Below are 24,658 nucleotides of genomic sequence, written 5' to 3' on the forward strand. Positions count from 1 at the left end.
TCAACTAAAATTAAAGGCTTTTTTCATTATTTCTTTTTGAATTCCATTTTGGTTGCATCATAAACCATAATGTTTTGCTGTGTTTTGTTCTTTTGTGTAACAGAACCATCGGGATTTAGTTTGAACTCAAAACCTTCACGTCTGTATTTCTCTTGCGTTTCGGAAGCGGCGGTATTACCCAACATTACTTGCTCAATGATATGATTCGTCAATTGGTAATTTGAGAACACTTGTTTTTTCGATGTAAGTTCATAAATAACAGTATAAACTGTTGTTTTATCTTCCGATTTTTTCCCCGTAACGACTTTCGTAAGATCGGTCCAAGTCAGTAAGTACAATTTAACTCCATTGGCCATAAAGGAACTCAACTTGCAATCGGTCGGTTTGAATGAAGCATCAACCGCTTTTACGACCAAAATGTCATTGGTTTTCCCTTTTTCACTGATCGAAATTTGGAAGTTTCCATTTTTCACTTCGGTAGTAAGATTGTCTAATTTAGGAAATGCTGAAATAGTTGTGCTCGCTTTTTGCGGTGAAGATTTCTTTTTTTGGCTGTAGCCATTGAAACTTAACAAAGCAACACAAACTGACAAAATTATTTTATTCATAGCAGATTATCTTTTTTAATTAGGTTACCAATGTACAAAATATTATTTTCCAAACTCATTAAATAAAAAAAACCGGATAATTGCTTACCCGGTTTACTTATTAAATCATTGATACAAGTGCACTACTCTTTAACTTGTGATTTCACTGCTAAATTATAAATTACAAGACCAAAACCGATTTTGTTAATCGCATCTGCAATGTTGTAAGCAACGTCTACGCTTCCTTTTCCTAGCATAGAAGTATACCAACCATCAGTTCCGAGCATGTATCCTAAAGGATAAATTGCCCATCCTACTAATACAAACCAACATAAAATTTTGTGCGCTTCTAAAACAGGACCACCAGCTGCTTTAGCTAATTTTGCCGCACTTCCTAACCAAATTTCATATGCAATTGCAAAATACGCAATTCCAGAAATAAGACCCCAAATTTGAGCTTGGTCTTTGTAAACAGTTTCTCCTAAATAACCTGTTACTAGCATTACCACAGAATAAAAAATCATTTTCCACAGTAATCCAGTTTTTGCACCTGCAACTTTTAAGATTAAATAAAATTCTAAACACATTAATGGCACTGTTAAAATCCAATCTACATATCTAAAAAACGTTGGCGATTCTTGAAACTCGCCCCAGTATTCTTTCATGTAGAAATAGTGGACTGCAGCAATGAACGTGATTAGCCCTGAAACTAAAACTGATGTGCGCCATTTTTTATCAAATTGGTTTAATGATAAAAAGAAAAATGCTGATGCGGCCATCATAGCCATACATCCTACAAAAAAGGTGAACCCAGTGTAATCATCTGGTAGCATTTTGGAAACTGAAGCAGAAATAAACATAAAATTTGTCATAATTAAAAGTGTTGGTTATAAAAAATTGAGTTAAAAACTATTTTTGTTTAATCAAATATAGAAAAGATTGAACAAAATAAAAAACAATTTCTTTATTTTTTTTTCAGTATTTTTAAACAAAACTTAAAGTAAATGTCTAAAAATTCCAATTTATCAATAGTAGCAAGCTTTTCAGGCCTTTGGATAACCTCGTTTTTTGCACAAAATTTTCAAATTATTCTAGGTTTTATACTAATTTTCTCCTTTGGAATACTGCATGGCGCAAACGATTTAGTACTTTTAAAAAAAATAGATGTATCCAAAAGGTCAATTTCATTCAAAAAATTGATAACATCATATATTGTTGTTGTTAGTGCCTCCGCACTACTTTTTATCATAATTCCGTGGTTGGCCTTACTTTTATTTATTTTAGTTAGTGGTTATCATTTTGGCGAACAACATTGGCAAGAATTAGAAAATGATACAGTAAAATGGATTAAACCCCTTTTTCAATTTAATTATGGCATTTTCATTTTATTGTTGCTATTTGTATTTCACATAAAAGAAGTAGAGGAAATAGTTTTCTCGATCATACGTATAAATATTGATTTTATAAAAATCGCTTATTTAGTACTTTTTTTTGGTTGTACTTTAATTATGTTCTTTGTTTACTTCATTTTTAAATCTGTAAAATTTAAAAACAGTATGATTGAAGAATTACTTTATCTAGTAGTTTTTACAATTCTTTTTAAGGTAGGAAGTTTAATCTGGGGATTTGCACTCTACTTTATCTTTTGGCATAGTATTCCATCGTTACAAGATCAAATAAAATTCTTGTACGGAAAGTATAGTTTCCAGAATTTTAAATTATATTTCAAATCTGCTTTTATATATTGGATAACATCTCTTCTCGGAATTGTTATCTTGTACTTAATAGTAAAGGATGAAACCATTTTTGACGCTTTGTTCTTTTCTTTTCTGGCGGCAATAACTTTTCCCCATGCTTGGGTTATTTTAAAAATGTTTACTAAAAAAACCGGATAATTGCTTACCCGGTTTGTTCTTATTTAATTTTTTCCGATTTGCATCGGAATAAGCGATTCATGTAATTTTATTATATAAAATTGGTTCTCTGCTTATTTTACTTCTTCGAATTCAACATCTTGCGTATTATCTCCAGAATTTTCAGCTTGTGGCGCAGCATCTTGTGCTTGACCAGCTTCTCCTTGAGCATACATTGCTTCTGTAGCTGTTTTCCAAGCTGCATTTACATTGTCAAGACCTTTTTGAATTGCATCTAAATCTTGTGATTGGTGTGCCATTCTTAATTCAGTCAAACTCATTTCGATTTTTGCTTTGTGATCATCAGCTAATTTATCTCCCAACTCTTTCAATTGAGTTTCAGTTTGGAAAATTGTACTGTCAGCCTCGTTTAATTTCTCAGCTCTTTCTCTTGCTACTTTATCAGCGTCAGCATTCATTTCAGCATCTTTTTTCATTCTTTCGATTTCTTCTGCTGTTAAACCAGATGAAGCTTCAATACGAATATCATGAGATTTACCGGTTCCTTTATCAGTTGCAGAAACTTTGATGATACCATTAGCATCAATATCAAAAGTTACTTCAATTTGTGGAACTCCTCTTGGTGCTGGTGGAAGACCTTCTAAGTGAAAACGTCCGATAGTTTTATTATCTGCAGACATCGTTCTTTCTCCTTGCAATACGTGAATTTCAACACTTGGTTGGTTGTCTGCAGCTGTAGAGAATACTTGAGATTTCTTAGTTGGAATAGTTGTGTTAGACTCGATTAATTTAGTCATAACGTTACCCATAGTTTCGATACCTAAAGATAAAGGTGTAACGTCTAGTAACAATACATCTTTCACATCTCCAGATAAAACTCCACCTTGAATAGCAGCTCCGATAGCTACAACCTCATCAGGATTAACTCCTTTTGATGCTTTTTTACCAAAGAACTTTTCAACTTCGTCAGCAATTCTTGGCATTCTTGTAGAACCACCAACTAAAATAACTTCATCAATATCCGATGTAGATAAACCAGCATCTTTCAACGCTTTAGCAACTGGTTCCATTGAACGTTTTACTAAAGAATCAGATAATTGCTCAAATTTAGCTCTAGTTAATTTTTTAACTAAGTGTTTTGGTCCAGAAGCGGTAGCAGTAACGTAAGGCAAATTGATTTCTGTTTCAGCAGAAGAGGACAATTCGATTTTCGCTTTTTCAGCAGCTTCTTTAATTCTTTGTAATGACATTGGATCTAATCTCAAGTCAATTCCTTCTTCCGATTTGAATTCGTCTGCCAACCAATCAATAATGGTTTGGTCAAAGTCATCTCCACCTAAGTGCGTATCTCCATTTGTAGACAATACTTCAAAAACTCCATCTCCTAATTCAAGGATAGAGATATCAAAAGTACCACCACCTAAATCATAAACAGCAATTTTTTGGTCAACACCTTTTTTATCTAATCCATAAGCTAATGCAGCAGCAGTTGGCTCATTGATAATTCTCATTACTTTCAAACCAGCAATTTCTCCAGCTTCTTTTGTAGCTTGACGTTGTGCATCGTTAAAATAAGCAGGAACAGTGATAACTGCTTCTGTAACGGTTTGACCTAAATAGTCTTCAGCCGTTTTTTTCATTTTTTGAAGTGTCATAGCTGACAATTCTTGTGGAGTGTATAAACGACCATCAATATCCACACGTGGCGTATTGTTATCACCTTTTACAACACTGTAAGGCATTTTTTTTGCTTCACCAGTAGTTTCAGCAAAAGTGTGTCCCATAAAACGCTTGATAGAACCAACCGTTTTTGTTGGATTCGTTACCGCTTGTCTTTTTGCAGGATCACCCACTTTAATCTCACCACCTTCAACGAAAGCAATGATAGATGGTGTTGTTCTTTTCCCTTCTGAGTTAGGTATTACTACAGCTTCTTGTCCTTCCATTACGGATACACATGAGTTGGTTGTACCTAAGTCAATTCCAATTATTTTTCCCATTTTTGTTTAATTTATATTTTTATTTGTGTGTTTATTTTTCAAACTTGCTTGTCCAAAGTCAACTATTGTGCCAAGCGGCCAAGAAGAATAAATTGTCAGTTTTGAGCAAATAAATATGACAAGATGACATTTTAAGTGCAAAATTCTAAGTAGAAAGTACTAATTATTTTTTTAGGAGCTGTTTCCAGCTTTACACTCCAATCTTTTTGTCTCGTTCCAAAAAACGAAAAAAAAAGGATTTCCGCTGCAATCTGGGCTAGGGTTTTCTTAAGCAGTCACATACTATACTACTTTGGACCTTTTAAAAATAGTCGTTACAACAAAATAAAAGATGTAATTTTGTTTTAAATAAATCTCATGAAACCAACCATCACAATAATAGGCGCAGGAATTTCAGGTCTTACTGCCGCCGTTTATCTCCACAAAAAAGGATTTAAAGTTCAAATTTTAGAAGCCTCTGATCGTGCCGGTGGTCGCATCAAAACGGATCTGATTGACGGATTTAGATTAGACAAAGGGTTCCAGGTTTTGTTAACCGAATATCCCGAAGCAAAAGCAGTATTGGATTATGAGAAACTAAATTTAAAGCGATTTTTACCTGGCGCAACCGTACTTTATGAAAACGGACAATTTGAAATTGCAGATCCTTTCAGACGACCATCTGCTTTATTTTCGACAGTATTTGCACCCGTTGGAACGCTAAAAGATAAGATGAATACCTTTTTCTTAAAAAATAAATTAGTCAAAATTACTGTTTCAAATATCTTCAAACAAACAGAAACCGAGACGATTTTGCAACTCAAAAAATACGGCTTCAGTACAAAAATGATTGACCGTTTCTACAAACCCTTCTTTTCCGGAATATTTCTAGAAAATGAGTTGAAAACTTCAAGCAATATGTTTGATTTTGTCATGAAAATGTTTTCCGAAGGCGATGCAGCGCTACCCGAATTAGGAATGGAAGAAATTCCGAAACAATTGGTAGCAATGCTTCCAGAAAATTCTATTCAATATAATGTGAAAGTAAATGCAATTGAAAACAACAAAATCAGTTGTGAAAATGGAAAACTAGTTGAAACCGATACAATCATTATTGCAACAGAAGCGATAGGTTTTGCAAGCAACTATATTCCAAAAAGCAAACAAAATTTCCATCAAGTTACCAATGTTTATTTTGAAGCTAAAATTGCTCCTACCAAAAAAGCAGTGGTAGTTTTAAATGCTGCAGCAAACAAAAAATGGGTCACTAACTTGACTGTAATCACCAACGTTTCTAAAAAATACGCTCCTGACGACCGAATATTAATTTCAGTTTCATTAAATGGAAACCCTACAATTGACGATGAGACAGTAGCTAAAAACATGAAGTTGGAACTGAAAAATTGGTATGGAAATCAAGTGAATGATTGGAAAATGATAAAAACCTATCGCATCCAGTATGCTTTGCCAAATCAAGAAAAAGTTACTAATGAAGTTTTAAACACAGAATTACAATTAGATAAAAACTTATTTATTTGTGGGGATCATTTAATGAACGGTTCTATAAATGCAGCCATGAAATCAGGGAGATTGGTCGCTGAATTGATTGATAGTCTAAACTAAGAAAGTCACAAATAGCTACTTTTTCAAGACGTATATTTTAAAATTATAAAAGTAACCGCGGTTACTACTCAAAAAAAATCCCAACCGTTAAGCTGGGATTAATTATTTAATCATTCATCGAAATAAGGAATTCCTCGTTGTTTCGGGTTTTCTTGATTTTATCGTTTATAGTATCCATAGCTTCCACCGGATTCATATCGGCTAGGAATTTCCGGAGGATCCACATTCGTTTCAACGTGTTTTGATCTAACAATAAATCGTCACGACGCGTACTTGAAGAAGTCAAATCGATAGCCGGGAAAATTCTTCGATTGGCAATTTTTCTGTCCAATTGTAATTCCATGTTACCCGTTCCTTTAAATTCTTCGAAGATGACTTCGTCCATTTTAGAACCTGTTTCGGTTAAGGCTGTGGCGATGATACTCAAAGATCCACCATTCTCTACATTACGAGCCGCACCAAAGAATCGTTTTGGTTTTTGTAATGCATTAGCATCTACTCCACCCGAAAGTACTTTTCCAGAGGCTGGTTGAACCGTATTGTAAGCTCTAGCCAAACGTGTAATCGAATCCAACAAAATCACAACATCATGACCACATTCTACCAAACGCTTGGCTTTTTCAAGAACAATGTTGGCGATTTTTACGTGCTCCATTGGTTCTCGATCGAATGTTGAAGCAATAACTTCACCACGAACACTACGTTGCATATCGGTAACCTCTTCTGGACGTTCATCTATCAATAAAACAATTAGGTAAACTTCTGGATGGTTAGCCGCAATAGCATTTGCAATGTCTTTTAACAACATGGTCTTACCCGTTTTTGGTTGGGCCACGATCATACCACGTTGTCCTTTTCCAATTGGAGAAAACAAGTCGATTACTCGTGTCGAAACGCTAGCATGCTTATCCGCTATATTGAATTTTTCTTGTGGAAATATTGGCGTTAAATGTTCAAATGAAACTCGGTCACGAACCACTTGTGGATCATGCCCATTTATTTTAAGCACTTTTACTAATGGAAAAAACTTCTCTCCTTCTTTAGGAGGACGAACTACACCTTTTACGGTATCGCCCGTTTTTAATCCAAATAATCTGATTTGGGAAGTTGAAAGATAAATATCATCTGGTGAAGCCAAATAATTATAATCGGATGAGCGCAGGAAACCATACCCATCAGGTATCATTTCAAGAACGCCTTCACTTTCTATTATTCCGTCAAATTCAAAATCAGCATCTCTGAAGTTGTTTTGTTTCTTCCCTTTAAAATTTGGGTTATTATTGTTGGCATTAGCATTTGGTGCTTTGCTCGGCTGTTTAGCGTTGTGTTCTCTGTTGCCGTTGCCGTTGCTATTGTTTTGGTTTGGATTTCCTTCTGCTTCTTCCGTGGTAGGTTTTTCTACAATTTCTGCTTCAGATACACTTGGTTCCTGAGATTCTATTTTTGGATTAGTGTTATTCTTTTTCTCGAAAACCGGTTTTTTAAACTTAGGATTTTTGCTTTGAAATACTGGTTTTTCCTCTGTCTTTTCATCGGTGGTACCTTGTACTTTTTCTTCCGTCGGTTCTACTTTTGGTTCAGCGGCAAACAAATCGTTCTGAAGCGGTTCAGCAGTAGACTTTGTTTCGGGTGCAATTCGCATTCGTTTGGCTTTGCTTTCGGCAGGCTTATCAACAGCAACTTGTTCCGCCGAAGCGTTACTTTGTTGTTCCAGAATCTGGGTAATAAGTGTGTCTTTTTTGACGCCGTTAACCTTAATGGTTTTGGTTAATTTGGCAATTTCTTGAAGCTCAGAAAGCTTCATTTCTTTAAGGGCAGAAATATCAAACATAAATAATATTTATATCGTAAATTGATTTAATTTGGAATACAAGGAAAATGAGTGTAGATTCAATTCGTAAATAAATCCGATTTTTGGAAGATTTTGCGGATTTACACTGCAATAATACAAATAATATTTTATCATGCAATAGTATTTTTTTAAAAAGAAACTTTATTTTTGCATCTAATTATTCGAAAAAAAAAATGTTTAGACCACAAACCTATTATTTGATTATTTGCTTAGTAGTAACTAGCGTTTTACCTTTTGTATTTCCATTATGGAAAGATGCAGCCGGAAAACCTTTTTATTTTATGGCCGATACAGTGTACGTCACGCTTTTCGGACTTAGTAACACCCTAACTTTACTTAGCATTTTTTCACATAAAAAAAGACAACAACAATTTGTCATGGGCAGATTGAATATGATATTGAATTTAATTTTATTAGGATTATTTGTGTATCGAACACTAACTGCATCTGGAGAAACAGCTATTTCTGAGAAGGGTGTTGGGATGTTCTTACCTATTATTTCTATCGTATTTTTGGTTTTGGCCAACAAAGCCATTAAAAAGGACGAAGATCTCGTAAAATCTGTGGATCGACTGCGATAAACCTATAAACTTAGTTTTTTAGTGCTGCAAAAAACCCGAGCCAATGGTTCGGGTTTTTTATTTGCTCTGAACTTATTTCAGATTCTCTTCTCTGTTTTAGATTCTAAATCTATATTTTCCCATCTTTTATTTCGTCCACTATTTCAGGATTTAGCAATGTTGAAGTATCTCCAAAATTACTAAAATCACCTTCAGCTATCTTCCGCAATATTCTACGCATAATTTTTCCAGATCGTGTTTTTGGTAAGCCTGAAACAAACTGAATTTTATCAAGTTTAGAAATTGGTCCAATTTGATCCGAAACTAATTGGTTAATCTCTTTAGCCAAATTAACTTTATCGCGACTTTCACCTACTTCTTTTAAAATAATAAAACCGTATAAAGCATTTCCTTTTATGTCATGTGGAAAACCTACGATGGCACTTTCTGCAACTGCTGGATGCTCATTGATAGCATCTTCAATTGGTGCCGTTCCTAAATTGTGTCCCGAAACGATGATTACATCATCTACTCTTCCAGTGATTCGGTAATACCCAACTTCATCTCGTAAAGCCCCATCCCCAGTGAAATATTTACCTGGAAAAGCGGTAAAGTAGGTTTCTTTATAACGTTGGTGATCATTCCAGATCGTTCGCGCTATGGCGGGCCAAGGGAATTTTATACACAAACTTCCCGTAACCTGATTGCCTTCAATTTCGTTGCGTAATTCGTCCATTAAAACAGGTTGAATTCCAGGTAATGGTAACGAAGCGTAAGTTGGTTTTGTTGGGGTTACAAACGGAATTGGTGAAATCATAATTCCACCTGTTTCGGTTTGCCACCAAGTATCTACTAGTGGACACCGTTTTCCGCCTACATGATCATTATACCAATGCCATGCTTCTTCATTTATAGGTTCTCCAACGGATCCAATCACTTTCAATGATTTTAAAGGAAAACGCTGTACATAATCGAGATTTTCTTTCGCCAAAGCTCGAATTGCGGTGGGAGCTGTATAGAATTGTGTCACGTTATGCTTTTCTATTACTTCCCAAAAACGACTGTAATCTGGATAAGAAGGTACACCCTCAAAAATTACTGTAGTTGCTCCATTCAAAAGGGGTCCGTAAAGTATATAGGAATGCCCTGTAATCCAACCAATATCGGCAGTACACCAAAAAATATCATTTTCTTCGTAAGCAAAAACATTTTTAAAAGTATAGGCAGTATATACCATATAACCAGCAGTAGAATGAACCATTCCTTTTGGTTTTCCCGTCGAACCTGATGTATAAAGTATAAATAAAGGATCTTCTGCGTCCATGATTTCGGCAACATTGTTAGGAATAGCTGCATCCAACAAAGGCTGTAACCAAATATCGCGTCCTTCTTTCATCGTAACTTTAGTATCAGTTCTTTTAACAACTAAAACTTTCTCTACACACGGCGTTTTTTCAATAGCTTCATCGATAATAACTTTCAAATCAATGGTTTTTTCTCCACGATAACTTCCATCAGAAGTGATAACCATTTTACAATCGCAGTCATTAATTCGAGCCGCAACCGCTGAAGCTGAAAATCCTGCAAAGACAACCGAATGTACCGCTCCAATTCGGGCGCAAGCCAAAGTAGCAATAGCCAATTCGGGAATCATTGGTAAATAAATACAAACTCGATCTCCCTTTTTTACACCTTGATCGCGAAGCACATTAGCCATTCGAGCTACTCGATCATAAAGTTCGTTGTAGGTTATATGAAGAGCATCTTCATCGGGATTATTAGGTTCGAAAATGATCGCAGTTTTATCTCCTCGTCTTGCTAAATGTCTGTCGATACAATTTTTAGTGATATTTACCTTGGCATCAACGAACCATTTAAACTTCGCTTCTTCAAAATTAACTTCAAAAACCTTTTCCCATTTTTGGTACCAAGTAAAATTCTCATCGGCAATCTTATCCCAAAATTTTCGGGGTTCTCGAACCGATTTCTTATACATTTTAAAATAATGTTCCAGATTATCTATTTTGTAATAACTCATTGTAAATCTAATTTAATATTCGTTTTATTAAGGTAAATATACTTATTCTAAGTATGTACCAATTATTTTTTTTGCTAAATTACTATAGCTCATTTATAGCTTCCAATTTTGGTTTTTGCCAGTTCTTCTTGAATCTCGGCAATAATCGCTTCATCATCTATAGTGGATGGTACTTGAAAATTTTCACCATCAACAATACTTCGCAATAGCTTGCGTAATATTTTTCCGGAGCGCGTCTTTGGTAAACGTTGTACTACAATCACATCGCGCAAAGCAGCCACGGCACCAATTTGTTCTCTGACTAACTGAACAATTTCGTATTGTAGTTGAAAATGTTCTATCTCTTCTCCTAATTTAGTTACTACTAATGCCAATGGAATTTGTCCTTTTAACTCGTCATTAATTCCAATCACGGCGCATTCTGCAACCGAATGATGTGAAGCCACTATTTCTTCCATTTCAGCTGTAGAAAGTCGGTGACCGGCCACATTAATAACATCGTCCACTCTACCCGTAACATAAATGTATCCATCTGCATCTTTATAACCGCCATCGCCTGAAAAATAATAGCCTGGAAACCGATTTAAATAACTTGATTGAAAACTTGGATGATCTTTCCAGATATCGAGTAATGTTCCGGGAGGCAAAGGCAATTTAATGACCAAATACCCTTCCTCGTTTGGCTCAAGTTCCAGACCGTTTTCACCTACTATTTGAATATCATAACCACAGACTGCTTTTCCGGTAGAACCGGGTTTGATTGGCAAGTACTCCACGCCCATCATGTTGGCAATCATCGGCCAGCCGGATTCCGTTTGCCACCAATGATCAATAGCAGGAATCGGAATGTGTGCTCTATACCATTCTAAAGTAGCCACGTCACAACGTTCACCCGCTAAAAATTGGGTTCGTAACGAACTCAAATCATATTGCTTTATGAATTCTCCATTAGGGTCTTCTTTCTTGATCGCTCTTATTGCTGTTGGCGCGGTAAACATAGCACAAACTTTATGTTCTTCGATGATCCGCCAAAACGTACTAGCATCCGGAGTTCTAATAGGTTTTCCTTCAAATATGACGGAAGTATTTCGATTAATCAATGGACCGTAAACGATAAAACTGTGGCCAACGACCCAGCCCACATCTGAAGCAGCCCAAAAAACTTCTCCTTCGTTCACGCCGTAAATCTTTTGCATTGAAAATTTAAGTGCTGTGGCATAGCCGCCTGTGTCTCGTAAAATCCCTTTTGGTTTTCCTGTAGTGCCCGAAGTATACAAGACATAAAGTGGATGTGTAGACTCAACCGGAACACAAGGCGTTTCCTCAGAACCGTATACTAAGGCATCATAATCGACATCGTATTTTTTAAACGGAATTCTAGCGCCAAGTTTGCGATTTAAGACCACCACTTTTTTAGGTTTGTGAGTAGCTTGTGCAATGGCTTCGTCAACTAGGGGTTTATAAGCAATTAGCCGGTCGATTTCAATACCAGAGGAAGCTGTGAGTATAACCCGAGGTTTACAATCGTCAATTCGAATTGCCAACTCATGTGGAGCAAAGCCTCCAAAAACTACGGAATGTGTAACTCCAATTCGGGCACAAGCCAACATCGCAAAAGCCGCTTGTGGAATCATTGGCATATAGATAATAGCGGTTTCTCCTTTTTTTAATCCTAAAGAAAGTAAACCACCTGCCAATTTAGCAACTTCTGATTTGACTTCGCTGTAAGTATATTTCTTAATAGTTTGGGTTACTGGCGAATCATAAATGTAGGCAATTTGGTCGCCATAACCATCCTGGATGTGTTTGTCTACAGCCAAATAGCAACAATTGAGCAGGCCGTCCTGATACCAAAGTGGATAATCATTGGCATCTTGAGAAAGTATGGTAGTGGGTTTTTGATACCAATCAATTGCATCGGCTTGCTCTGCCCAAAATTGGACCGGATTTTCAATACTCTTTTTATAAAATTCTTCGTAGTTCATTGTGTGTTGTTGTTTACTCGATTATAATAATTCGTTGACCTGCTCGACAATTTTTTTGACCGAGAATGGTTTGGTTAAATACGCATCGGCACCGAGACTTAATCCTTTTTGGATGTCGCTCTCTTTGTTTTTGGCCGATAGGAAAATGACTTTGGTATGCTTAAAATTGGTGTCTTTCTTAATCTGTTCCAGAGTAGCGTACCCATCTACCATAGGCATCATAACATCAAGTATGATTACATCTGGATACGTGGATTTCAGGATATCTAAGGCTTCCTGACCGTCGCGGGCAATAAATACTTCAAAATTGTTTTTCTTAAAGGTGTATTCCAAAGACATAACAATATTTGGTTCATCGTCTACAATTAATATTTTCTTCATAACTACTGAATTTATTCGGTTTTTTTGAGCAAGGTAAACGCTATACAGGCTCCTTTAACAGCAGGCATAACCTCTATTTTTCCCCCGTGATGCTCTACAATTTGTTTGCAAATGGCTAATCCCAATCCGCTGCCAACCGGTTTTTTAATATTTTGATTCATGGATTGATAAAACTTATCAAAAATAATTTCATAATCGTTCGGGGTGATTCCTTTACCGTTATCGTGCACACTAGTTTGGATGAAATTTTCTTTTTCAACTACTTGAATGGTAATTAGTCCTTCGTTTTCGGGACAGAATTTTATCGCATTCGAAATTAAATTCGTCATTACTTGCACGATTCGGTCTTCATCATAAAAAGCGGTTACTTTATCTTTAGATTCGGTATGAATTGTTATTTTTTTGTTTCGGATAAGATGCTGCAATGGCTCTACGGCGTTTTCGATAGTTTTGATCAAATTGTGTTTCGCTGGATAAATAGTTTGCTTACCCGTTTCAAATTTTTCTAAATCGAGAATCTTATCAATCAATCGGTTCAATCGGTCTGATTCCGAAATGATGTTTTGCAGAAATTGTTTTCTTAGTTCATCCGGAATATCATCGTCATCGTGAAGGATTTCGCTGGCAGCACGAATAGCGGTTATTGGCGTGCGTAATTCATGTGTTACCGTGTCTAAAAATTCATCTTTTTGTTGGTCTTTGGTTACCAACGATTGATTGGCTAGTTGCAATTTGGCACTGATTTTTTTTAGCTCGTTAGAAGTCTCAGTCAGTTTCTTATTAATGATGATGTTTTCTTTAGATTCCTCCAAAATTTTCAATACTTCAGGCAAAGTAATTTTCTCTTCTTTTACCACACTGGCAATCAGAATTCGCGCCGAAGCCGTTCCGATATGACCTGTCAGTAAATTTTCTGAAAACTTAACCAAACGCGCATCCGCTAGTTTCTGGTCTTTAGCGACATTGTATTTCAAGTTGAAAATAGTCAAAGCACGCTTGGTTCGTTCTTCGCCTAGGAATCGAATCAATACTTTCTCAATATCACTAGTATATGCGGTTCCTTTCCACACAAAAGCATTCTCATGATTGGTGATGTATTTGTTGATGTCGATAAACATCTCAGCATAATTGCGCTCGCGATAATTACCTTTAAAACTAACAGACACTGAAAAATAAACCACACTATTAAACAGTAGGCTCCAAAACAAAGCATGTTGGACTGGCTGCAAGTAATCCAATCCAAACAATTGGAACGGTTTTAGCAAATAAAAGCCCATAAAACCTTCCGATATGAAAGTGCTGTTTTCATTGCTAATCCCAATAGAATATGGCGCTAACAACGTATAAATGCAAATTAGGAATCCGATAATAATGCCATAGACAGCACCAAGACGGGAACCCCTTCGCCAAAACAAAGCTCCGAAAAAAGCAGGTGCCAATTGGGCAATAATCACAAAAGCAATCAATCCGATGGAAACCAAACTGTAATCTAACCCAAAGAAACGGTAAATGAGATAGGCCAAAATAATCAAACTAAAAATACCAATTTTTCGGCTGTTGACGATGGTTTTACTACTAATAGTTTGTTCTTTACTTTTCAGTTTTCCTAGTAAGTTGTATGGAATCAATATGTTATTAGTAATCATAGTTGACAAACCAATAGAGGAAACTACAATCATAGAAATAGCTGCCGAAAATCCACCTAAAAATACTAAAACCGTCAGTGTAGTATTATTAAATAATTGCGGAATTAAAAGGGAATAAAAATCGGAATTCACATTTTGGTTTTGGAATAAGATATTCCCGCCCCAAGCTATTGGATACACAAAAATATTGAAAATCAAAAGATACAGAGGAAACAACCAAATGGCTTTATTCACGTGGTTTTCCTTATTGTTTTCTATTACAGCAACCTGAAATTGTCTTGGTAATAAAAAGATTGCAAACATTGACAATACACAAAGCAAAAACCAGTTAATTACTTGTGGCAAACCGCCAATAGTGTTCTTTTCTTTGAAATGTTCTAAAACGGAGGCTTTTTGGTAAATATCATCAAAACCATCAAAGACAAAGAAAGTAACATATACTCCGATGATGACAAAGAAGACCAATTTTAAAACGCTTTCCATTGCTACTGCCGTTACAATTCCTTTTCGCTTTTCAGAAGCATCAACATAACGGGTTCCGTAGTAAGAGGCAAATAATGCTAATGCGACCGCCACATAAGTAGTGGTATCATCAAAAATATAATGACTCGTTTTCGTCTTGGTCACCACATGAAAGGTCTCAGCAATCGCTTTTAATTGCAAGGCGATATAAGGTAAAATCCCAGTTAAACAAATTACGGTAACTATGGCTCCTAAGAATCGGCTGTTGCCGTAGCGAAGTGAGATAAAATCGGCTATACTAGAGATTTTGTTAACTCTAGATATGCGAATAATTTTTTTTAGAATTACGATCCACGACGGAATAATAATTATTGGGCCCAAGTAAATACTAATGTAACTCAAACCACTTTCTGCAGCCAAGCCGATGCTACCATAATACGTCCAAGCAGTGCAGTATACAGCCAGTGAAAGCGAATATACATACGGATTGACTGTCCATTTGCTGTTGCCTTTTTTTTCTGCCCAATGTGCCATGAAAAAGAGCATGGCCAAGTAGACTGAGAGAATCAGAAGTAAAACAGCACTATTCATCGTATCGTTTAATTATTATGAATGATAATAACACTGAAAACGCCCAAATAGAAAAGATATAAATATAGATAATTGGAAATCCCAACAATGACTTAGCTGAATCAAATAGCAATACAATAGGAATGTTAAGCCCTATTAGCAATGCCATAGATAAAATAACTAATTTTTGTTGGTGTCTTTTTTTCATCTTATTTAAATTACCAAAAGCTCTTATTGAATAAGAGCCTTTGGATAACTAACAAATTATAACATTAATCGTAATCTTCATCATATTCGTCGGTTACACAATAATAACCAAACAATGCCAATCCGGTTACGATGAGCGGTAACAAGATAAAGAAAATGATAATCCCAAAAACTAAATCTTCTTGTTTACCAGAAGTAAGTTTACTTCCGAAAATACCGATACTGTAATAGGCTACTGCTATTGCTAGAACTATCCATATAAATCCTAAATATTTTTTTACTGTGTTCATAATTGCTTTATATTATTCGTGAAGAGTATTAATTTTTCTATCGATGTAAATCATTCCTATGACAAAACAGACGGCGGCTATTCCAATAGGATACCATAGTCCTTCCAAATAGAATTGTGGGTCACCCGCATCTTTTGCCGAAGTTACGAAATAGGTAGATATGGCCGGTAGTAATCCACCGAATATTCCGTTACCAACATGGTAAGGCAATGACATCGAAGTATATCGAATCTTCGTTGGGAACATTTCGACTAAAAATGCTGCAATCGGTCCATAAACCATTGTTACAAAAATGACTTGAAGAAACACTAAGAAAATCAACATCATCCGATCATTATTTGTGATGGTTTTAGTGACTTTAGTTTCAATTTTATCTTTGCCCTTGTCGTCTTGCAGTAACTTCCCGCTTTCGAAATGTTTGGTTTTGATTTCTTCAACAGTAGTACCATCAGCATAGGCTTTGTTGGTTGTGTAAATAGAATCCAATTTGGTTCCGTCTATTTCTTTAATAGAAGGCACTATAGTTGTTTTGTCTACCAATTCAGTTTTCAAAGTCAAATCGGTCGTTTGATACATCGCTTTGTATATTGGACGGTAAGCCAAGATGGCTAATAACATTCCACCCATCATAATGTATTTTCTACCTACTTTATCGCTCAACCATCCGAAGAAAATAAAGAAGGGCGTTCCAATCAGCAAGGCAATTCCGAGTAAGGTATCTACTTGTGAAGAATCGATACACTGAACCGTTTTCATAAAGTTCATGGCGTAGAATTGTCCAGTATACCACACAACTCCTTGTCCCATAGTAGCTCCAAATAACGCTAACAAAACAAATTTTAAGTTGTATTTATTTCCGAAACTTTCTTTTAAAGGATTCGTACTGGTTTTACCTTCTGCTTTGGCTTTGGCAAAAACAGGTGATTCGTGCATGTTTTTCCGAATGAAATAAGATACCATAACCATTATAATAGACACCCAGAATGGTACTCTCCATCCCCATTCGTCAAAGGCTTCTTTGGATAACAGATTTCTTGTAATCAAGATTACCATTAATGAAATAAACAATCCTACTGTTGCTGTAGTTTGAATCCAGGAAGTCCAATAGCCTTTTTGTCCTTTTGGAGCGTGTTCTGCTACATAAGTTGCAGCGCCACCATATTCTCCTCCAAGAGCTAAACCTTGTAACAAACGCAGTAGTAAAACAAGTACTGGCGCCATAAAACCTATAGTTTCATAACTTGGAATACATCCAATCAAGAAAGTGGCACCACCCATTAATAAAAGGGTGACCATAAAGGTGTATTTTCTTCCGATTAGGTCGCCCAAACGTCCGAAGAATAATGCTCCGAAAGGTCTTACTACAAATCCGGCTGCAAACGTAGCTAGAGTTGATAAGAAGGCTGCAGTTGGATTTTCGGACGGAAAGAATTTAGTCGAAATTACTACGGCCAAACTACCGAAGATGTAAAAGTCATACCACTCAATCATGGTACCCATTGAGGAAGCAGAGATTACCTTCCAGATTCCTTTTGTTGATTTATCGCTCATATTTTATTGTTTTTGGTTTGGTTTTTTTTATAAATAAATTTGAAGTTGTAGCAAAAATTCGCTTTTGTAAGTATCCAAATTATCTTTGGCAGTATACACTGGACGAGTTGAATATTGTGCTGTTAGCTTTGCATGATGACCATCTAAAAACAAGTTGGTTCCAATATCGAACTGATTGCTTGCTTGTTCAAAAGCGTCAAATTTCTTGTAAGTATATGCTCCGAAAGGTTGGACTCTAACTTTAGGTTTTTCATTTTTGTTGGGTAATAAGAATCCGGCTTGTGTATACCAAATTGTGCCTGTGCCAATCACGGGTTGCAAATTTCCTGCTCCGGCAAGTCCCGGAGTTCCTGTGAAATTAGTGTCAGAAACTCCAACATTCATAATTCCTAAATTTCTAACGTAGTTTGGACCAAAATCATAATCATACAAAACGCTATAAACAGTAATGGCCATTTTTTGCTCCTTTTTTCCAATTGGTAGATCTAAGAAAGCATCAGCAGCGAATAAATTTATTGAATGTTTTTCGATTACACCATTTACAGCTGTTTTAGTTCCGCTTGGCGCAGTATAAAAACCGGCACCAATGTTAAACATTCGCTTAGTTCCTAAATAACAACCTACTTTGTAAGGTAAAAAATTGGATTCTTTATCAAAAAATTGATATTCTACATATCCTGCTTTTGACCACTTGGTATTAGCACTATTATCAACCGCAACGGCAGTTGCATTTGATGTAGCATCTGTTGGAACTTGATTGGTAGCAAATGGTTTATTCAAACTGAATCGATATTCCAATTTATTGTATTTTCCTTTTGCAAAAACGCCAATTTGACGGGCAAACTGATCTGAATTTTCAATTAAAGGCCAATTAAATATAGGAGCATCAATGGTCATGTAATTTAGAGTAGACGACATGGTCATTCTCGATAATCCCATATAATAATGCAATCCAGCACCAATAGAAAGGCTAAAAGGCTTGTTTTCTCTGGGTAAAGCAATAGCATATTCATTCCATGCATCGTGAAAGAAAACTCCCGGTTTTTTTCCAGCGCCATAGCCACCAGTTCCTGTAGATCCTGAAGCGCCACCATTGGTAAATGTTTGGTTGTTGATTCCAATATGCGTAACAATCATGTAACGCGGTGAAATTTGAGAATAAGCTAAAATACGCAATCGTCTTAATCCGATGTCTTCTTGCTTTGTTGCGGGTTCTCCTCCTACTAGAGAGCCTGGATTTAAATCGGTAGCCCGCATCCAAATCTGATTCCATGCAATAAATCGCATGTATTTGGTTCCTTCTGGATTGAGATTGAATTTCATTCCTCCGCCATAATCAGGCGATCCTTGTCCGAAAGACAATGCTGAAAAAAGTACAGCAGTTAATAAAACTATTTTTTTCATAATTTATAATATGGTTTGGTTGATTTAACGAGACCAAATTCAACATTTTGTTCAATGAAAAAAATTATAATATATATAAGTGTAAATCTATATAGTTAATCTTTGAAACGCTCCCATTTTATTAGCATAAACTTATCACCAAGTTCAGTAATAATCATCCCTGCCCCTTTTAAAACTTCTTTATTTTTTAGGAATTCTATTAGTTCCAAGTGATTGTATATCTTATAAGTGGGATGATAATCGGTATGATTGGGTTTAGTGATTTTAAACTCCTTTACCCAATTGCTAACTGTTACATGTGAAACGCCGATAATACGTTCAATTTCTCTAAAGCTTAAGCCCTCAAGGTAGAGTTGCAACGCTTTCGTCACATAGTAACTGTCTATCTTTTTACCCATTTTATTCACCGTGAAAAAGTAATTACACTTTTTGCATAAATACCTTTGCCTGTCTTTGATGATACCACTTTTGACTATAGTATTACTTTGACATTTAGGACATGCTAAAATCTCCATATATATATATTTTGCATAAATATATCATTTTAGCAACAATACAAAAGCATTATCTTGATTTTTTTGATCGATTATTTAAATAGTATGCAATTTTAATAGGTTTTTTTTGCATTGTATACACTTTAATACACAAATGCTATTTTCGGCATTCGATAATATTTATTTTACAAATCTGAAAGTCTATAGCTATGATAGCTCGATTGTTAAACCAAAATAATTTTCTTAACTTCGTCATCCGAATAAATCACAAATGCATTCAAAAAGTACCAATTCTTTCTTACAATTTCTGGCTGGCGGCGGTGAAATGGGGAAACTCATTCGTGAAAAAGATTGGAGCAAAAATAAGTTAGGAACTCCCGATACTTGGCCACAGAGTTTACGAACAACACTCAGCATCATACTGAATTCTAAATTTCCAATGTTTCTTTTTTGGGGACCCGAACTAATTTGCTTTTATAACGATGCTTATCTTCCAAGTCTGGGAAATGATGGAAAACATCCTGCAATGTTGGGTGGAAGAGCAGAGATACATTGGAAAGAAATCTGGAAAGACATCAAACCCTTATTAAATCAAGTTTTAGAAAAAGGCGAATCTACCTGGAATGAAGACCTACTTTTACCGTTTTATCGCAATGGAAAAATGGAAGACATTTATTGGACATTTAGTTACAGTCCGGTACATGACGAATCTGGTAAACCAGCTGGAGTTTTTACAACTTGTTTTGAAACGACTGAAAAAGTAAATGTGTTAAAAGAATTGCATAAAAGTAATCAGGAATATAAAAAATATGAGGATAAATTAAACATTATTATAGACGCTAGTGAATTAGGAACATGGGAATTGGATTTAAAAACTATGGACGCTACTTATTCCGACAGGTATTTAGAAATTATCGGTGGATATAAAGAGCCAATCAAATTAACACATGAACATTTACTAGCACATCTTCATCCAGATGATTTGGAAATCAGGAAAAAAGCTTTTAGTAATGCGATAAATAATGGGTATTTGTCCTATGAAGCGCGGGTGATTTGGAAAGACGGTTCCATTCATTGGATGGAAGGAAAAGGAAAGGTTTTTTACGATGTTACTGGTCAAGCAGAAAAAATGATTGGTACAATACGCGACACAACAAGAGAACGGAATAATCAGATGCTCTTGATTGAAAACGAACGCAAATTTAGATTGCTCTCTGATTCTATGCCACAACAAATCTGGACTTCCGATACAGAAGGCAATTTAAATTACTACAATAAATCGGTATTCGAATATTCTGGATTATCGCTTAAGGATTTATACGAAAAGAGTTGGTTGGATATTGTGCATCCCGATGATAAAGATGAAAACATCAAAAAATGGGCACATTCAATTACAACCCGTCAAGATTTTTTAATTGAACATCGGTTCCGCAGATATGATGGTGAATACCGCTGGCAGTTAAGTCGCGCGATTCCGCAAAGAGATGAAGATGGAAAAATCCAAATGTGGGTTGGAAGCAGCACCGATATTCAAGATCAAAAAACGTTTAGCATTTTACTTGAAAAGCAAGTTAAAGAACGTACTAAAGAGCTGAATCTGTTAAACGAAATTCTGAAAGAAAGTGAAGAACGCTATCATTTAATGGTCGGAGAAGTTCAAGATTACGCTATTTTATATTTAAGCAAACAGGGAATCATAGAAAACTGGAACAAAGGCGCCGAACGCATAAAAGGGTATCGGACAGAAGAAATTGTTGGAAAAAGTTTTTCGAACTTTTACACTGCCGAGGATAGACAAAATAATTTACCTCAATTTTTATTAGATCAAGCATCCAAACATGGTCGATATGGGCAAGAAGGTTGGCGTGTTCGAAAAGATGGTAGTCTTTTTTGGGCTAATGTTGTCATCACCGCTATTCATAATGAAATTGATGAAGTTATTGGTTTTTCTAAAGTTACACACGACTTGACGGCTAAAAAAGATGCTGACGATAAATTAAAATTAAATGCAATAGAACTCAAACAAAAAAATCTCGAACTAGAAGAAATGAACAAGGAGCTTCAGTCCTTCGCTTATATCTCGAGCCATGATTTGCAAGAACCACTCCGTAAAATACAAACGTTTTCCAATCAGATCATTGAAAAAGAATTTGATAACTTATCCGAAAATGGTAAAGACAGATTCAAGCGGATGCAAAATGCTGCACAAAGAATGCAGACCCTTATAAACGATTTACTTGCTTATTCTAGGACGAATACTCAAGATGTAGTATTGACAAAAACAGATCTCAATATAATTATTAAAGACGTTATTGAAGATCTACAAGAAGAAATTCAAGAAAAAAAGGCTACAATAGAAATAGAACAAGTGGAATCGGATGTTTTTATCGTTCCTTTTCAAATACACCAACTACTTTTTAACCTTCTGAGCAATTCACTTAAGTTTTCACTCGAAAATTTTCCGCCAATTATAAAAATAAAGTGTAATATAAATAAAGGTGAAAAATTAAATAATGCTGCATTAGACAAAGAAACAAAGTACTGCCATATCCGATTTTCTGACAACGGAATTGGTTTTGACCAACAGTATAGCGATAAAATATTTGAAGTATTCCAACGATTGCATGGTAGAGAAGTATATCAAGGAACCGGAATTGGTTTAGCGATAGTCAAAAAAATAATTGACAATCACAAAGGCTTTATTACAGCATCTGGCGAACCTAATAAAGGAGCTACATTCGATATTTATTTTCCCGTAAATAGCTAATTGTCAAAATTTAACCCTTAAAACCACACTACTTAAACAACTGTTAATTTCTTTCAATTCGTATTATTTAAATAGCTATCTTCACACAAAAAAAGTACTATTCTGAAAATGGAAGAAAAAGCATTCACCTCAATTTTTTACGCAGACGACGATGTTGATGATTTAGATTTTTTTAAAGAAGTTACAACTGAAATTAACCAAGCTGTGTCTTTATTTGAAGAAGGAGAAAAATTACTTCAACAACTTCACAATCCACCACCACAAGCTTCAGTTATATTCCTAGATTTAAACATGCCAATAAAATCGGGTTTTGAAGTACTTCAAGAAATAAAAGCTACACCTGCAATCGGAAATATTCCAGTTGTGATTTTGACAACTTCTAGCAATCCGTCCGACATTGAACTGTGTAAAAATCTTGGTGTAGACCTTTATATAAGAAAACCAACATCAGTCCAAGACCTGAAAAAAGCCATCAATTATGTGCTGTCAATTGATTGGAATACTTATCATACGTCCAATAAAGAATTTGTTTATCACCGTTACTAGTTTGAAATTCATCGCATAAAAAAAGCCTGCTGAAATTTTTCTAGTAGGCTTTTTGTTTGATTTTATTTTGCTTTCTTTTTCGTCATCAACTCTTTTATATACTTAACAGGAGCGCTTCCATAACTTAGAAATTCTTCATGAAACTTTTTTAAGTTAAATTTATCTCCTTGCTCTTTTTTTAGCGCTTCTCTAAATTCATAAATTTCAGTATAACCTGTAAAATAAGAACACAACTGCACTTGAGATAAAGTGGCGCGCTTCCATTTGCCATCAGCTTCAGCTTGTTGCTGAAAGGCTTCATTGATCATTAAACTAATTGCTGTTTCCTTACTCATATTTTTGGTATGGATGCTATAATCTAAAATAGTATTATACGTAGCTCTTAGATTCCATTTATAGTACATCAACCACATTTCATCTGAGTTTTTATAACCGCTTTCCAACATCATTCGTTCCGTATAAACCGCCCAACCTTCAATCATAGCGCCATTACCAAAAATAGATTTGATAATACTTGGCGCCTGATTACTGTAAACCAATTGCGTGTAATGTCCCGGAACCGCTTCGTGAATGTTCAAAATTTGAAGAATATAATCGTTGTACTCTCTTAAATAACTTTCTGAACGCGCTGCATCCCAACCCGACATACTTCCAACATTATAATAGGTATTCGCATTTTTATCATATGGCCCAGGCGACGAAATTGAGGCTCCAGCAACTCCAGCCATATAATCCGGCTCTTTACGAACAACCAAAGGTTTTGACGGATCGATATACAACAACTCTTTAGCTTTTACATAAGCCACCAATTCCGGAATCTGCTTTTCTATTTCCGATTGAAATTTTTCTGGTGTAGTGTGTTGTAATGAAATTTTATCAATTACCATTTTTATTACCTTCAATTTATCTGTTGGTTTAATTTCAGTAGCACAGTATTTCGGCCATAATTTATCAGCCAATTCAAACATTTTCGCATGCAATTCCGTTTTATGATCAACTGCTTTTTTATAAATTTCGTCTGGAGTGTAACCGGATTGAATCTCGTATTTAAACTTCTTATCAAACAACTCTTTACCTAATCTAAAAGAGCGCGGCGTTTTATTATCCAGTTTTTTCAACCAATCCACATAATCAGTAATGGCAACAACGGTCTTTTTTGATTTTTCTAAAATAGCTTTCTTTTCGGTATCCGATAATTTACTTTCTCCAACGAACTTTACTAAATCAACTGTAAAAACGGATGCGCCACCACTATTTTGGTCGATTGCTAATTGCGTATGTTCTATCGTTGGATTTTTCACATTCGCTTTAGCCGCTTCATAAAAAGCGGGAACATTATCCATCTTAAGATTGAAACTCTTAAGTCGGTTTTCTAATGAATCATAATTTCCATTTAAAATCTCTGCAAAAGAACCACAAACGTTATAAGATGACGGATCCCATTCGTACGATTTTAATTCATTAACCGAATAAACTGCTCCTTCCAAAAAGTTTTTAATCATATAATAATCGGTCACATTATTATCCGAAAGTTGTTCTATTGCATATGTTTTAAGCGAATCCAAATTACTTTCTGCAAAAGCGACTTGCTCTTTTCTATAGTCCGCATTTGGTACTTTGATAACCGAATCATATTTATGAAATCCTTGATTTGTTGCCCAATCTGGATATACTTTCCATAATTTTTCAACAAAATTATTTTTATAATTGTCAAATTGGCTGTTGAAGACTTGAGGATCTTTAGGTTCCTTTTTACAAGAAAAACTAAGTAGTACAAGGATTAGTAATAGACTTGCTTTTTTCATATTTTAAATTTTAGAACCCAAATATAGTTAAAAATTC

The 24,658-nt window shown here is 35.4% G+C and carries 18 protein-coding genes; 5 read left to right on the top strand and 13 right to left on the bottom strand.

Translation table 11 applies throughout. The features are described from left to right. Positions 1-26 precede the first annotated feature (26 nt). Both PSU83_RS12175 and PSU83_RS12180 read right to left on the bottom strand, forming a co-directional pair. Positions 27-608: a hypothetical protein gene (locus tag PSU83_RS12175; protein WP_300589757.1), complete on the bottom strand. Its 582-nt coding sequence runs from the start codon at positions 606-608 to the stop codon at positions 27-29. A gap of 122 nt (positions 609-730) precedes the next feature. After that, a complete protein-coding gene (locus PSU83_RS12180; protein ID WP_300589759.1) occupies positions 731-1,459 on the bottom strand; it encodes a bacteriorhodopsin-like in 729 nt (242 codons plus the stop codon). 132 nt (positions 1,460-1,591) lie between these two features. Here PSU83_RS12180 and PSU83_RS12185 point away from each other — a divergent pair, with 132 nt between their 5' ends. After that, positions 1,592-2,482: a Brp/Blh family beta-carotene 15,15'-dioxygenase gene (locus PSU83_RS12185; protein ID WP_300589760.1), complete on the top strand. Its 891-nt coding sequence runs from the start codon at positions 1,592-1,594 to the stop codon at positions 2,480-2,482. A 92-nt stretch (positions 2,483-2,574) separates the two neighbouring features. Here PSU83_RS12185 and dnaK read toward each other — a convergent pair whose 3' ends face one another. After that, positions 2,575-4,461 (bottom strand): molecular chaperone DnaK, encoded by a 1,887-nt coding sequence (dnaK, locus tag PSU83_RS12190; RefSeq protein WP_300589762.1) that lies wholly within the window; start codon positions 4,459-4,461, stop codon positions 2,575-2,577. Between the two features lie 357 nt (positions 4,462-4,818). Between dnaK and PSU83_RS12195 the strand changes: the two genes are divergently transcribed. Then, positions 4,819-6,063 carry an NAD(P)/FAD-dependent oxidoreductase gene (locus tag PSU83_RS12195; protein ID WP_300589763.1) on the top strand — a complete coding sequence of 415 codons (1,245 nt, stop codon included), beginning with the start codon at positions 4,819-4,821 and terminating at the stop codon, positions 6,061-6,063. Positions 6,064-6,169: 106 nt separating this feature from the next. Here PSU83_RS12195 and rho read toward each other — a convergent pair whose 3' ends face one another. Continuing rightward, a complete protein-coding gene (rho, locus tag PSU83_RS12200) occupies positions 6,170-7,894 on the bottom strand; it encodes a transcription termination factor Rho (protein ID WP_300589764.1) in 1,725 nt (574 codons plus the stop codon). Positions 7,895-8,088: 194 nt separating this feature from the next. Between rho and PSU83_RS12205 the strand changes: the two genes are divergently transcribed. Continuing rightward, entirely contained in the window at positions 8,089-8,496 is a 408-nt protein-coding gene (locus PSU83_RS12205; protein ID WP_300589766.1) for a DUF4293 family protein, read from the top strand. Between the two features lie 109 nt (positions 8,497-8,605). On the opposite strand, the gene acs is transcribed toward PSU83_RS12205, so the two are convergent. From acs to PSU83_RS12250, 8 genes are all read right to left on the bottom strand, one after another. Continuing rightward, a complete protein-coding gene (acs, locus tag PSU83_RS12210; RefSeq protein ID WP_300589767.1) occupies positions 8,606-10,513 on the bottom strand; it encodes an acetate--CoA ligase in 1,908 nt (635 codons plus the stop codon). Positions 10,514-10,602: 89 nt separating this feature from the next. Next, complete coding sequence (locus PSU83_RS12215; RefSeq protein WP_300589768.1) at positions 10,603-12,498, bottom strand: acetate--CoA ligase; 1,896 nt, start codon at positions 12,496-12,498, stop codon at positions 10,603-10,605. 21 nt (positions 12,499-12,519) lie between these two features. Beyond that, complete coding sequence (locus PSU83_RS12220) at positions 12,520-12,879, bottom strand: response regulator (RefSeq protein WP_300589770.1); 360 nt, start codon at positions 12,877-12,879, stop codon at positions 12,520-12,522. Positions 12,880-12,890: 11 nt separating this feature from the next. After that, positions 12,891-15,578 (bottom strand): ATP-binding protein, encoded by a 2,688-nt coding sequence (locus tag PSU83_RS12225; RefSeq protein WP_300589771.1) that lies wholly within the window; start codon positions 15,576-15,578, stop codon positions 12,891-12,893. Positions 15,579-15,829: 251 nt separating this feature from the next. Beyond that, positions 15,830-16,054: a DUF6814 family protein gene (locus tag PSU83_RS12235; protein ID WP_300589773.1), complete on the bottom strand. Its 225-nt coding sequence runs from the start codon at positions 16,052-16,054 to the stop codon at positions 15,830-15,832. A 12-nt stretch (positions 16,055-16,066) separates the two neighbouring features. Continuing rightward, positions 16,067-17,605 carry an MFS transporter gene (locus tag PSU83_RS12240; RefSeq protein ID WP_300589774.1) on the bottom strand — a complete coding sequence of 513 codons (1,539 nt, stop codon included), beginning with the start codon at positions 17,603-17,605 and terminating at the stop codon, positions 16,067-16,069. 27 nt (positions 17,606-17,632) lie between these two features. After that, positions 17,633-19,009, bottom strand: coding sequence for a porin (locus tag PSU83_RS12245; RefSeq protein ID WP_300589775.1), 1,377 nt, complete (start codon positions 19,007-19,009; stop codon positions 17,633-17,635). A gap of 95 nt (positions 19,010-19,104) precedes the next feature. Beyond that, a complete protein-coding gene (locus PSU83_RS12250) occupies positions 19,105-19,524 on the bottom strand; it encodes a helix-turn-helix domain-containing protein (protein ID WP_300589776.1) in 420 nt (139 codons plus the stop codon). Positions 19,525-19,774: 250 nt separating this feature from the next. Here PSU83_RS12250 and PSU83_RS12255 point away from each other — a divergent pair, with 250 nt between their 5' ends. Beyond that, positions 19,775-22,270: a PAS domain S-box protein gene (locus PSU83_RS12255; protein WP_300589778.1), complete on the top strand. Its 2,496-nt coding sequence runs from the start codon at positions 19,775-19,777 to the stop codon at positions 22,268-22,270. A 108-nt stretch (positions 22,271-22,378) separates the two neighbouring features. Next, positions 22,379-22,816: a response regulator gene (locus PSU83_RS12260; protein ID WP_300589779.1), complete on the top strand. Its 438-nt coding sequence runs from the start codon at positions 22,379-22,381 to the stop codon at positions 22,814-22,816. A gap of 62 nt (positions 22,817-22,878) precedes the next feature. On the opposite strand, the gene PSU83_RS12265 is transcribed toward PSU83_RS12260, so the two are convergent. Then, positions 22,879-24,621, bottom strand: a complete 1,743-nt coding sequence (locus tag PSU83_RS12265; protein WP_300589780.1) for a DUF885 domain-containing protein — start codon at positions 24,619-24,621, stop codon at positions 22,879-22,881. Positions 24,622-24,658: the final 37 nt, after the last annotated feature.

Origin of the sequence: Flavobacterium sp., assembly GCF_029945805.1 — a bacterium.
Taxonomy (GTDB): Bacteria; Bacteroidota; Bacteroidia; order Flavobacteriales; family Flavobacteriaceae; genus Flavobacterium.

Coding starts and splice junctions, on each gene's coding strand:
- dnaK (WP_300589762.1), bottom strand. CDS start 4,461: ATGGGAAAAATAATTGGAATTGACTTAGGTACAACCAACTCATGTGTA.
- PSU83_RS12240 (WP_300589774.1), bottom strand. CDS start 17,605: ATGAGCGATAAATCAACAAAAGGAATCTGGAAGGTAATCTCTGCTTCC.
- rho (WP_300589764.1), bottom strand. CDS start 7,894: ATGTTTGATATTTCTGCCCTTAAAGAAATGAAGCTTTCTGAGCTTCAA.
- PSU83_RS12185 (WP_300589760.1), top strand. CDS start 1,592: ATGTCTAAAAATTCCAATTTATCAATAGTAGCAAGCTTTTCAGGCCTT.
- PSU83_RS12255 (WP_300589778.1), top strand. CDS start 19,775: ATGCATTCAAAAAGTACCAATTCTTTCTTACAATTTCTGGCTGGCGGC.
- PSU83_RS12205 (WP_300589766.1), top strand. CDS start 8,089: ATGTTTAGACCACAAACCTATTATTTGATTATTTGCTTAGTAGTAACT.
- PSU83_RS12225 (WP_300589771.1), bottom strand. CDS start 15,578: ATGAATAGTGCTGTTTTACTTCTGATTCTCTCAGTCTACTTGGCCATG.
- PSU83_RS12265 (WP_300589780.1), bottom strand. CDS start 24,621: ATGAAAAAAGCAAGTCTATTACTAATCCTTGTACTACTTAGTTTTTCT.
- PSU83_RS12180 (WP_300589759.1), bottom strand. CDS start 1,459: ATGACAAATTTTATGTTTATTTCTGCTTCAGTTTCCAAAATGCTACCA.
- PSU83_RS12215 (WP_300589768.1), bottom strand. CDS start 12,498: ATGAACTACGAAGAATTTTATAAAAAGAGTATTGAAAATCCGGTCCAA.
- PSU83_RS12260 (WP_300589779.1), top strand. CDS start 22,379: ATGGAAGAAAAAGCATTCACCTCAATTTTTTACGCAGACGACGATGTT.
- acs (WP_300589767.1), bottom strand. CDS start 10,513: ATGAGTTATTACAAAATAGATAATCTGGAACATTATTTTAAAATGTAT.
- PSU83_RS12175 (WP_300589757.1), bottom strand. CDS start 608: ATGAATAAAATAATTTTGTCAGTTTGTGTTGCTTTGTTAAGTTTCAAT.
- PSU83_RS12195 (WP_300589763.1), top strand. CDS start 4,819: ATGAAACCAACCATCACAATAATAGGCGCAGGAATTTCAGGTCTTACT.
- PSU83_RS12245 (WP_300589775.1), bottom strand. CDS start 19,009: ATGAAAAAAATAGTTTTATTAACTGCTGTACTTTTTTCAGCATTGTCT.
- PSU83_RS12250 (WP_300589776.1), bottom strand. CDS start 19,524: ATGGAGATTTTAGCATGTCCTAAATGTCAAAGTAATACTATAGTCAAA.
- PSU83_RS12235 (WP_300589773.1), bottom strand. CDS start 16,054: ATGAACACAGTAAAAAAATATTTAGGATTTATATGGATAGTTCTAGCA.
- PSU83_RS12220 (WP_300589770.1), bottom strand. CDS start 12,879: ATGAAGAAAATATTAATTGTAGACGATGAACCAAATATTGTTATGTCT.